Consider the following 11,185-nt stretch of genomic DNA (forward strand, 5'->3'; position numbering starts at 1 on the left):
CACCGGTGGCAAAGCCCGATTCCTCGGAGGCCAGCCAGGCGCAGATCGAGGCGATCTCCTCCGGCTGGCCCAGGCGCTTGACCGGGATCGTACCCACGATCTTGTCGAGCACGTCCTGGCGGATCGCCTTGACCATATCGGTAGCGATATAGCCCGGCGACACCGTGTTGACCGTCACGCCCTTGGTCGCCACTTCCTGCGCCAGCGCCATCGTGAAGCCATGCAGGCCCGCCTTCGCGGTCGAGTAGTTGGTCTGGCCGAACTGCCCCTTCTGCCCGTTGACCGACGAGATATTGACGATCCGGCCCCAGCCGCGATCCGCCATGCCGTCGATCACCTGCTTGGTGACGTTGAACAGCGAGGTCAGGTTGGTGTCGATCACCGCGTCCCAGTCAGCGCGCGTCATCTTGCGGAACACCACGTCGCGCGTGATGCCCGCATTGTTGATCAGCACATCGACCTCGCCGACCTCCGCCTTGACCTTGTCGAACGCGGCCTTGGTCGAATCCCAGTCGGCCACATTGCCTTCGGAGGCAATGAAGTCGAAGCCGAGCGCCTTCTGCTGTTCCAGCCAGCGTTCACGGCGCGGCGAATTGGGGCCGCAGCCCGCGACCACGCGATAGCCTTCCTTGGCCAGGCGTTGGCAGATCGCGGTGCCGATGCCGCCCATGCCGCCCGTTACGTATGCAATGCGCTGAGTCATATCCACTCCTGATCAGATTCTTGTTATCGACGCCGGCGCGCCGCACGGACGGCGCCATGCCGCCCGCATCCACACCCTGCCCGCCGGCACACCCCTCCTCACCGTTCCACGGCGAGCGCCACCCCCATGCCGCCGCCGATGCACAGCGACGCCAGGCCCTTCTTCGCATCGCGCCGCTTCATCTCGTGCAGCAGCGTCACCAGAATGCGGCAGCCCGAGGCGCCGATCGGATGGCCGATCGCGATCGCGCCGCCATTGACATTGACCTTGTCGGTGTCCCAGCCCATCTGCTTGTGCACCGCCAGCGCCTGCGCGGCGAAGGCTTCGTTGATCTCCATCAGGTCCAGGTCCTGCACGCTCCAGCCTGCGCGCGACAGGCAGCGCTGCGAGGCCGGCACCGGGCCCATGCCCATTACCTTCGGATCGACACCGGCGTTGGCGAACGCGCGGATCGTGGCGAGCGGAGTCAGGCCCAGCTCGCGCGCCTTGGCGGCCGACATCACCACCACCGCGGCGGCGCCGTCGTTGATGCCCGAGGCGTTGGCCGCGGTCACGGTGCCGGCCTTGTCGAAGGCCGGCTTCAGGCCCGCGATGCTCTCCAGCGTGGCGCCGTGGCGCACGAACTCGTCGGTAGCGAAGGCCAGCGGCTCGCCCTTGCGCTGCGGGATCATCACGGGGACGATTTCCTCGTCGAAGCGCCCGGCCTTCTGCGCGGCCTCGGCCTTGTTCTGCGAGCTGACCGCGAACTCGTCCTGGGCCTCGCGCGAGATGCCGTATTCCTTGGCCACGTTCTCCGCGGTGATGCCCATGTGGTACTGGTTGTAGACGTCCCACAGGCCGTCGACGATCATCGTGTCGATCAGCTTGGCGTCGCCCATGCGGAAGCCGTCGCGCGAGCCCGGCAGCACGTGCGGCGCCGCGCTCATGTTCTCCTGGCCGCCGGCCACGACGATCTCGGCATCGCCCGAGGCGATCGCGTTGGCGGCGAGCATCACGGCCTTCAGGCCCGAGCCGCACACCTTGTTGATCGTCATCGCGGGGACCATATGCGGCAGTCCGGCCTTGATCGCCGCCTGGCGCGCCGGGTTCTGTCCCGAGCCGGCGGTCAGCACCTGCCCCATGATTACTTCGCTGACCTGCTCCGGCTTGACGCCGGCGCGCTCGAGCGCGGCCTTGATGACGATGGCGCCCAGTTCGGGGGCCGGCACCTTGGCCAGCGAGCCGCCGAATTTGCCTACCGCGGTGCGTGCGGCCGATACGATCACAACGTCAGTCATGTTCAGTCCTCTCAATGGAATACGGATACTGCGGATTCAGGAAGTCGATGTCGATGTCGATGTCTGTCGGTTTCGATGTCGATGTCGATGTCGATGCCGGGGCGCGGACGGGAAGCGGCCGATGAAGGCGGTCGCCCTGGGCGGCTTGCCGGTCCGGTGTTCTCCCCCTCTCGCGTTGCCCCGGTTGCCTAGGCCTTGGCCTTGACGTAGCGGCCCGGCGCCGGCTCGATGGCCGGATAGTCGCGGCTGCCGTACTGGGTCGGTGCCGCCTTTTTCGCGCCGGCGTGCTTGCCGAGCCAGGCGAACCAGTCCGGCCACCAGCTGCCCGGCGCCTCGGTCGCGCCGGCCAACCAGTCGTTCGGACTGTCGGGCAGGTCGTCGTTGAGCCAATGGCTGCGCTTCTTCTTCGCCGGCGGATTGATGACCCCGGCGATATGGCCCGAGGCACCCAGCACGAAGCGCAGGTCGTTGGACAACAACCGCGTCGATGCATACGCCGCGGTCCACGGCACGATATGGTCCTCGCGCGAACCGTACAGATAGGTCGGCACGTCGATCTTGCCCAGGTCGACCGGCACGCCGCAGACGGTCAGCTTGCCCGGCACCTTCAACTCATCCTGCAGGTAGGTATGGCGCAGATACCAGCAATACCAGGGACCCGGCAGGTTGGTCGCGTCGCCGTTCCAGAACAGCAGGTCGAACGGCACCGGCGTATTGCCCTTCAGATAGTTGTCGACCACGTAGTTCCAGACCAGATCGTTCGGCCGCAGGAACGAGAACGTGTTCGCCAGCTCGATGCCGCGCAGCAAGGCACAGGGCGCGCCGGCCGCGCCGCCGAGCGTGGCTTCGCGCAACTGCACGTGCGCTTCGTCGACGAAGACGTCGAGCACACCTGTGTCGGAGAAATCGAGCAGCGTGGTCAGCAGCGTCAGGCTCTGCGCGGGACGCTCGCCGCGGCCGGCCATCACCGCCAGCGCGGTCGACACGATGGTGCCACCGACGCAGAAGCCCAGCACGTTGATGCGGTCCTGCCCACTGATCGCGCGCGACACCTCGATCGCGCGGATCGCGCCGTGTTCGATGTAGTCGTCCCAGGTACGCGCCGCCATGCTCGCATCGGGATTGCGCCACGACACCAGGAACACGGTATGGCCCTGCTCGACGATATGGCGCACCAGCGAGCTCTCGGGCTGCAGGTCGAGGATGTAGTACTTGTTGATGCAGGGCGGCACCATCAGCAGCGGGCGCGCATGCACCTTGGCGGTCAGCGGCTTGTACTGCAGCAGCTGGAAGTACTCGTTCTCGTAGACCACCGCGCCCTCGGTGACCGCGACATTGCGGCCGACCTCGAAGGCGGATTCGTCGGTCTGCGAGATCTTGCCGCGCGTCAGGTCCTCCAGCATGTTGCGCAGGCCCGCGCGCAGCGATTCGCCGTTCGATTCGATCAGCCGCCGCTGCGCCTCGGGATTGGTCGCGAGGAAATTGGCCGGCGACATCGCGTCGACCCACTGCGTCACGGCGAAGCGGATGCGCTGCCGCGTCTTGGCATCGGCCTCGACGGCGTCGGCCATCTCGCTCATCGCGCGCGCGGTCAGCAGATAGAAGGCGGCGGCATAGCGATACGGCGCGTTGCTGCGCCAGGCATCGCCGGCAAAGCGCCGGTCGGTCAGTTGCACCTGCTGCTGGTCACCGGCCGCCATCGCGCGCCACAGGTCGGTGAAGCCCTGCATGAAGCGCTGCTGGATCTCGGCCAGTTGGGCCGGGGCAATCTTGATACCGGGAAATGCAGCGCCGGGAAATCCGGCACCGGGGAATGCGCCGCCGGGAAATGCGCCGCCGGGGAACCCACCCAGCGCGGCAAACGCTTCCGCGCCCGGCATGCCGCCGGCCGCGCGGCCATTGGCTTGGGCCTGCCTGGACCACTCCAGCCATGTCGCTGGATCGAATGGCCCCGGCGTCGATGAAAACGGTGTGGTCTTTTCTTCCTGTCCGGAAGCTGCCGCGCCTTTGCCGGTCGCCATGATGTCGTGTCTCTCTGCCGTCTGATGGGTGAGCCGGCCCGGAGCGCCGTGCTGCGATTCGCTCCGGGAGAACCGGCACGCGTCGCGCTCCTCCGGCCACGGAGCGCGTGCGGTATGCTTGCCGAATGACGGCCAGCGCGCTTTCCACGGCATACCGTGGTGCGGGGCGCTGCGGGCCGCACAGTTACTCGCCGTCCGGGGCATTGTTGCCTTGCAACGATGACGCTGTCAATGCGGGAAACGTCTTGACGCAAAGGCGCTCCGCGGCCGGCGATGACGCGCCCGGCAGTGTCCACGAAGAGGATGAAATTCCGATGTATATCGTCGCGATCGGCTGGCTCTACGTCGCGCTGATGATGGCCATCACCGAACACACGGTGGTGGCCGCGATCGCCACGTTCCTGTTGTATGGCGTGGGGCCGGTCGCGCTGCTGCTCTATATCCTCGGCACGCCCGGACGGCGGAAGCGGCGGCGGGCCGCGGAACAGGCTGCGGAACGGGGAGCAGCGCCGGCTGCGGAACCGCCAGCGGGACCGGCTGCAAAGCGGGCAACCGAAGACGTCGCAACACCAGCGGCACAGCGGGCCGCCAAGCCTGCGCCAGCGACACCGCGGGACGGCGGCGCGTCGTGACATCAAATGTCATGTCGTCCGGACAATAGAGCAGCTGCATTCGGTGCGGCTGCCCTCCACCCTTGCCCGGCCGCTTCCTGCGCTGCCCCTTGCCCGGCCGCTTCTTATTTTTCCTTCGATGCCGGCTCGAGCCAGACCAGGCTCGCCATGCGTCCCGTCACGCCATCGCGCCGATACGAGTAGAAGCGCTGCGCATCGCTGACCGTGCACGCATCGCCGCCGTAGACGTCGACACAGCCGGCGCGCGCGAGCCGGATGCGGGCGAGCGCGTACAGGTCGGCCAGATATTTGCCGGGCGCGCCGGGCCGGAACGCCTGCTCCACGGCATCGCGCTCGTGCGTCAAGGCCCGCTCGAGAAACGCGGAACGGACTTCGGCGCCGACCTCGAAGGCATCGGGCCCGATCGCGGGACCGAGCCATGCGAGCCACTGCGGCGGCGATCCGGTGTCCGGGCGTTGCCGGTCCATGCGGGCCAGCGTGGCCTCGATCACGCCGGCACACAGGCCGCGCCAGCCCGCATGCGCGGCACCGACGACCGTGCCCGCGCGATCGCACAGCAGGACCGGCAGGCAGTCCGCCGTCATCACCGCGCAGACCTGCCCCGGCGTCGTGCTGATGCTGGCATCGGCGCGCGGCGGCACGTCCGGTGCCGGGCGATTGCCGGCCTCTGAGCCATAGTCCTCAGCGACCCGATCGACGCCATTGACCCCATCGCTGCCCTGGCCGCCATCGAGGACCTCGACACCATCGGCCGTCACCACCGCGCATCCGTGCACCTGTTCCAGCCAGCGCGGCGCGGACGGCAGCCACGTCTGGAGGCGCCGGCGATTCTCCGCCACCGCGTCGGCATCGTCGCCGACATGGGTGCCGAGATTGAGCCCACCCGCACTGCCATCCGCCAGTCCGTATGGGCCGCGGCTGACGCCGCCGATGCGCGTGGTAGACAACGCGCGCACCCGCGCGGGCGCGGGCCAGTCAGGGACCAACTGCGCCAGGCGGCCGTCGTCAGCGCCCGTCATGCGCGCCCCTCGCCATCGTCGCCATCGTCGTCATCTTCGTCATCGCCACCCTCATCGCCCTCGAACAACACGCCGTCCCAATCGTCGTCGTCCTCGTCGTCGTAGCGATCGCGCTCTTCCAGCGTAGTGAAGTCGAGCGCGTCGATCAGCGCCTGCAGATCGTCCGGCGCCGGCGCACGCCACGACATCGGCTTGCCGCTGACCGGATGCACCAGCCCGAGCCGATAGGCATGCAGCGCCTGCCGTTCGAACGGCACCGGCAGCGGCGCCTTGATGGCCGGGCGCTGGCCGCGCTGGGTGGCGCGGTGATAGACCGGGTCGCCCAGCAGCGGATGACCGATCGATTCGAAATGCACGCGGATCTGATGGGTGCGTCCGGTCTCGAGCTGGCACATCACCATCGACACACAACCACGTCCGAGCGGCGCCACGCCGAGCGTGCGGAAATGCGTGCGCGAGGGCTTGCCGCTCGAGGTATGCACGATCGCCATGCGAGTGCGCTCGCGCGGATCGCGTCCGATCGGCGCATCGATGGTGCCCTCGTCGGGCGCCTCGCCCCATACCAGCGCGAGATAGGTCCGCTTGACCGTGCGGGCCTGCAGCTGCCGCACCAGATCGGTCTGCGCGGTCAGCGTGCGGGCCACCACCATCAGGCCCGAGGTTTCCTTGTCGAGCCGATGGACGATGCCCGCGCGCGGCAGCGAGGCAGCGGCCGGATCGCGATGCAGCAGCCCGTTGAGCACGGTGCCGCTCCAGTTGCCGGCGGCGGGATGCACCACCAGGCCGGCCGGCTTGTCGATGACCAGCAGCGCCGCGTCTTCGTAGACGATCTGCAGCGGCACCGGCTCGGGCGTGAAGGCCAGCGTTTCAGGCGCGGCCTGCGGCCTGACCTCGATGCGCTGCCCCATCTGCACGCTGTCCCGCGGCCGGCGCACCGCGCCGTCGACGGTCACCGCGCCGCTGTCGATCCACTGCTGGATGCGGCTGCGCGAGAATTCGCTGAGCTGGCGGGCCAATAATTTATCGAGCCGTTCTCCGTGTGCGGCGCTGTCGACTTCCAGCACCACGGGGACCATGTCGGCGCCGCTTTCCGCCTCGACAAGTGCGGCCGCGGGCAGCTCGTCGAAATCTTCCAGCTCGGTTTCGACCGCCGCATCGCGTGCGGCCTCGCCGTCGAGGGCCGCTTGCGGGCTGGCGACCGAGGGGCTTGGGCTATAATGCTTGACGCTTTTTTTCATCCGGAATAGGTTGCCCATGCAATCGATGAGCATGAGACGCGCCAGTTGGCGCGCAAGATTTGGAGCGATTCTGCTCGCGGGCGGCTGCGTCATGCTGTCGGCATGCGGCCTGCTCTCGGAACAACCCGACGAAACGGCGGGTTGGTCAGCCAACAAATTATATTCGGAAGCCAAGGACGCCCTCGACAGCGGCGACTATCCGCGCGCGGTCAAGCTGTACGAAAAACTCGAGGGCCGCTATCCGTTCGGCCGGTTCGCGCAGCAGGCGCAGATCGATACGGCCTATGCCAACTACAAGGACGGCGAAACCGCCGCCGCGCTGGCCTCGGTCGACCGCTTCATCCAGCTGCACCCGAATCACCCCAGCGTCGATTACGCGTACTACCTGAAGGGGCTGATCAACTTCAACGACAACCTCGGCTGGCTCGGCCGCTTCTCGGGCCAGGACCTGAGCGAGCGCGATCCGAAGGCGGCGCGCGCGGCCTACGACGCCTTCCATACGCTGGTCACGCGCTTCCCCGAAAGCCGGTACACGCCGGACGCCGCCGCGCGGATGCAGTACATCGTCAATTCGCTGGCCCAGCACGAAGTCCACGCGGCGCGCTACTACTATCGCCGCGGCGCCTACCTGGCGGCGGTCAACCGCGCGCAGCAGGCGCTGAAGGAATACGATGGCGCGCCGGCCAACGAGGAAGCGCTGTACATCATGATCCGTTCGTACGAAGCGCTGGGCATGAAGGACCTGCGCGACGACACGCTGCGCGTGATGGAGATGAACTTCCCGAACAGCGACTTCATGAAGTACGGCGAGCGCCGCGAGAAGGACAAGCCGTGGTGGAAGCTGTTCTGAACGATCTGACGCCACTGCGACAGGCATGAGAAAAGCCCGGTTCGATTCACCGAACCGGGCTTTTTGTTTTCGGAGGCGGTACCGGACCCCGTTTGAAGGCGGTAGCCATGCCTCGCTTGGAGGCGGCATCCGGTCGTGTCCCGAGGCGGCACCGGGCCGCTTTTCTTGAAGGCGGCTACCGCTCGTGTTTGAGCGCGGCACCGGACCGCGCTCGCCGCCGCGCCGCTACGCCTTCTGCTACGCCTTCTTCAACCCTTCCAGAAACGCCACCACCGTGTCCCGCTCGCGCGTGCGCTTGAACGGCGGCAGGCTCTGCCAGATCTGGCGTCCGTAGGGCTTCTCGACCAGCCGCGTGTCGCAGATCACCAGCACGCCGCGATCGGTCTCGGAGCGGATCAGCCGGCCGGCGCCCTGCTTCAGCGTGATCACCGCGTGCGGCAGCTGGTGCACGGCGAACGGGCTCAGCCCCTTCTTCTGCAGCGCCTCCATGCGCGCGGCCAGCACCGGATCGTCGGGCGGCGCGAACGGCAGCTTGTCGATCACCACCAGCGACAACGCTTCGCCGCGTACATCGACGCCCTCCCAGAAGCTCTGGCTGCCGACCAGCACCGCATTGCCGAGCTCGCGGAAGCGGTCGAGCAGCTCGGTGCGGCTGGCCTGGCCCTGCACCAGGATCGGCAGCTGCAGCCCGCGCTCGGCGAACGCCTCGTACAGCAGATCGGAGGCGCGCTGCACCGCGCGCAGCGTGGTGCAAAGCAGGAAGGTGCGCCCGCCGGCCGCCTCGATCAGCGGCAAGGCGGCGGCCACCACGGCATCGGTGAACTGCGGCGACTGCGGCGCCGGCAGGTCGCGCGGCACATACAGCAGGCCCTGCTCGCCGTAGTCGAAGGGGCTGGGCAGCGACAGCGAACGATCCTTGTCGAGCCCCAGCTGCGCGGCATAGTGGGCGAAATTGCCTTTGACCGACAGCGTCGCCGAGGTAAAGATCCACGCGCGAGGATGGCCGGCACGCTGACGCGAGAAGATCGGCGCGATCGACAGCGGCGTGCGATGCAGCTGCACGGTATGCGAGAACACTTCGACCCAGCGCACCGTTTCGGGCGGGTTCCAGGCCGGCGTGGAGGCGGCCGCCGCGTCGGATGCCGAAGCGGACGCGGACGCAGACCCTGAAGCGGCATCGGCAGCCGCATCGGGCAACGCCCCTGCAATCGATTCCCCACGCGCTGCATTGGGCTCCGACAATGCGCCCCCCGAAGACGCGGACCCCGACAACGCCGACTCGGACAACGCCGCCAACGCCGGCTGCACCGCTTCGGCGCCCGTCCCGCCCGCCTCAACCGCCGGCTGCGGCGCCGGGCTGTCGTCGCGCCAGGCTGCCAGCCGCTGCGCCAGCTCCAGCGCGCGGCGATGGCACTGCTCCAGCGATTCGGCGCGCTCGGCCTGGCCCTGCAGCAGCGCCACCACATCGCTCAACGCCTTCTCCAGCGCGTCGAGCGTGTCGAAGAACGGCTCGCCGATGCGGGCGTCGGCCTCGATCTGCCCAAGCGCCAGCCGTACATTGTCCTTGCCGAAGGCCAGCCGCAGATCGCGCGTGGCGCGCTCGAGCGGCGCCACGATGCCGACCCAGTCGGCCGCATCGCGCGCATGCGACAGGCCCTCGGCGACCGTATCGCGCGCCAGTTCCAGCAGCTGGCTGGTCGACAGGCTGTCGCCGAAGAACAGCGTCGCGGTCTCCGGCAGCTGGTGCGCCTCGTCGAAGATCACCGTATTCGCCGCCGGTAGCAGCTCGGCCATGCCGGTATCGCGCAGCACCACGTCGGCGAAGAACAGATGATGGTTGACCACCACCAGGTCGGCCTGCTGCGCCTCCTTGCGTGCCCGCATCACGAAGCACTCCTTGTGGTGCGGGCATTCGGTGCCGAGACAGTTGTCGCGGGTCGAGGTCACCAGCTGCCATACCGGCGCGTTCTCCGGCACGCTGGCCAGTTCGGCCTTGTCGCCGGACGAGGTGGTCTTGGCGAAGTTGGCGATCTCGCGCAGCCACGCCGCGTCCTGCCTGGACGCCAGCCGCCCGTTCAACTGCGCCCGCTCCATGTGGTAATGGCAGACGTAGTTGGCGCGGCCCTTGAGCAGCGCGACCGAGACCGGCACATTGAGCGCGCGGCGCACGGTCGGGATGTCGCGCAGGAACAGCTGGTCCTGCAGGTTCTTGGTCCCCGTCGACAGGATCACCTTGCCGCCCCACAGCATCGCCGGCACCAGGTAGGCGAAGGTCTTGCCGGTGCCCGTGCCGGCCTCGACGATCACCGTGTCGTGCGCCTCGATCGCATCGGCCACCGCGGCGGCCATCTTCGCCTGCGCATCGCGCGGCCGATAGCCGTCGATGGCCTGCGCCAGCGTGCCGGTCGGCGCGAAGATGCGCGCCAGCGCCGCGGCGCGCGCGTCGGCGGCGTCCGGCTGGATGGCGGGACCGGCGGCATCGTCGCCGGGATGGGAGAGATCGGAATCGGACAAGGCTGGCAGGAATTCGGTGCGCCGCAGGCGGTGGCCGGCGGCGCTGGCATGGCGGCCCGCGGGATCGCGGACCGGGGGATCAGGCGGGTACGTCGGGCTCGAGCTGCAGCTGCAGCAGCGTGATGGCGTCCTTCAGCTTCAACCGGCGCTTCTTGAGCCGGCGCAATTGCAGTTCATCGTGGCCGGCCTCGCCGGACAGCCGGTCGATCAGATAGTCCAGATCGCGGTGCTCGATCTGCAATTCGATGATCTGGCGTTCGAGGGTGTTCAGATCGCGGTCCATCGTCCATTGGCCTCCCCCACCGGCGACGTCCATCATCAGAAGCCGAACGGCCGCGGCGACTCGCCGCTGCTCTGCTTTTCCCTCGCCTTGGCGCGGCGCTCCTCGACCTCGCGCTGGCGCTGGATCGCCTGCTGCTGCTTGGCCTCGTACGCCTTGACGTTCTCGGCGCGCTGGCGGGCCTGCTCGGCACCGCGCTCGCGGGCCTCGCGCATCCGCGCGTCGTAGTCGGCCTGCTTCTGCTGGTACTCGGCGGCATTGGCGGCGCGCTGCGGCGCCTCGGCCTGGCGCTGCGCGTCGCGCAGCTTCTGCTCCTGCTGCTTGCGTTCGAACTCGGCGCGATTGGCCTGTTCGTCGGCAGCGCGCTGCGGCTGGCTGGCCTCGTACTCGGCCTGGCGCAGCGCCTGTTCACGATCGCGTTTGGCGGCCTTGAAGGCACGCTCGGCCTCGCCGATCTCCAGCTCGCGTTCGCGCAGCACGGCCAGCTCGGTGCGCTGGGTTTCCTTGGCGCGCTCGATGCAGTTGGTGACGAAGAACTTGTCGTAGCAGGCGCGCTCGGCGGTCGCGAAGCGGTAGTTGGTCCAGGCGCGCGAGTCGGCCACGGCCTTGCGCTCGGCGTCGAAGTCGCGCGGCGCTTGCAGTTCGCCCGAG

At 68.3% G+C, this 11,185-nt stretch carries 10 protein-coding genes; 2 read left to right on the plus strand and 8 right to left on the minus strand.

All coding sequences use genetic code 11. From position 1 onward, the window contains the following. From AC6EI8_RS19355 to phaC, 3 genes are all read right to left on the minus strand, one after another. Window positions 1–703: 3-ketoacyl-ACP reductase (locus AC6EI8_RS19355; RefSeq protein WP_498382643.1), on the minus strand; the 703-nt coding region annotated here is incomplete at its 3' end. Window positions 704–801: 98 nt separating this feature from the next. Continuing rightward, window positions 802–1,980, minus strand: coding sequence for an acetyl-CoA C-acetyltransferase (locus AC6EI8_RS19360; RefSeq protein ID WP_149318882.1), 1,179 nt, complete (start codon window positions 1,978–1,980; stop codon window positions 802–804). A 188-nt stretch (window positions 1,981–2,168) separates the two neighbouring features. Continuing rightward, window positions 2,169–4,001 (minus strand): class I poly(R)-hydroxyalkanoic acid synthase, encoded by a 1,833-nt coding sequence (phaC, locus tag AC6EI8_RS19365; protein WP_150083070.1) that lies wholly within the window; start codon window positions 3,999–4,001, stop codon window positions 2,169–2,171. A 314-nt stretch (window positions 4,002–4,315) separates the two neighbouring features. Between phaC and AC6EI8_RS19370 the strand changes: the two genes are divergently transcribed. Continuing rightward, window positions 4,316–4,633: a hypothetical protein gene (locus AC6EI8_RS19370; protein ID WP_226106521.1), complete on the plus strand. Its 318-nt coding sequence runs from the start codon at window positions 4,316–4,318 to the stop codon at window positions 4,631–4,633. 104 nt (window positions 4,634–4,737) lie between these two features. On the opposite strand, the gene pgeF is transcribed toward AC6EI8_RS19370, so the two are convergent. Beyond that, the gene (gene pgeF / locus AC6EI8_RS19375; RefSeq protein WP_498382644.1) at window positions 4,738–5,652 is read right to left on the minus strand and encodes a peptidoglycan editing factor PgeF; all 915 of its coding nucleotides are present in this window, start codon (window positions 5,650–5,652) and stop codon (window positions 4,738–4,740) included. Next, window positions 5,649–6,890: an RluA family pseudouridine synthase gene (locus AC6EI8_RS19380; RefSeq protein WP_265632327.1), complete on the minus strand. Its 1,242-nt coding sequence runs from the start codon at window positions 6,888–6,890 to the stop codon at window positions 5,649–5,651. The genes pgeF and AC6EI8_RS19380 overlap by 4 nt, the downstream gene beginning before the upstream one ends. 16 nt (window positions 6,891–6,906) lie before the next feature. Between AC6EI8_RS19380 and AC6EI8_RS19385 the strand changes: the two genes are divergently transcribed. Next, entirely contained in the window at window positions 6,907–7,740 is an 834-nt protein-coding gene (locus AC6EI8_RS19385; RefSeq protein WP_149318885.1) for an outer membrane protein assembly factor BamD, read from the plus strand. A 237-nt stretch (window positions 7,741–7,977) separates the two neighbouring features. On the opposite strand, the gene AC6EI8_RS19390 is transcribed toward AC6EI8_RS19385, so the two are convergent. The 3 genes from AC6EI8_RS19390 to AC6EI8_RS19400 all read right to left on the minus strand — a co-directional run. After that, a complete protein-coding gene (locus AC6EI8_RS19390; RefSeq protein ID WP_255650721.1) occupies window positions 7,978–10,254 on the minus strand; it encodes an ATP-dependent DNA helicase in 2,277 nt (758 codons plus the stop codon). A gap of 79 nt (window positions 10,255–10,333) precedes the next feature. After that, window positions 10,334–10,537 (minus strand): DUF465 domain-containing protein, encoded by a 204-nt coding sequence (locus AC6EI8_RS19395; protein WP_149318886.1) that lies wholly within the window; start codon window positions 10,535–10,537, stop codon window positions 10,334–10,336. A gap of 35 nt (window positions 10,538–10,572) precedes the next feature. Continuing rightward, window positions 10,573–11,185: hypothetical protein (locus tag AC6EI8_RS19400; RefSeq protein WP_498382645.1), on the minus strand; the 613-nt coding region annotated here is incomplete at its 5' end.

This window comes from Cupriavidus sp. R6-3, from assembly GCF_059772245.1.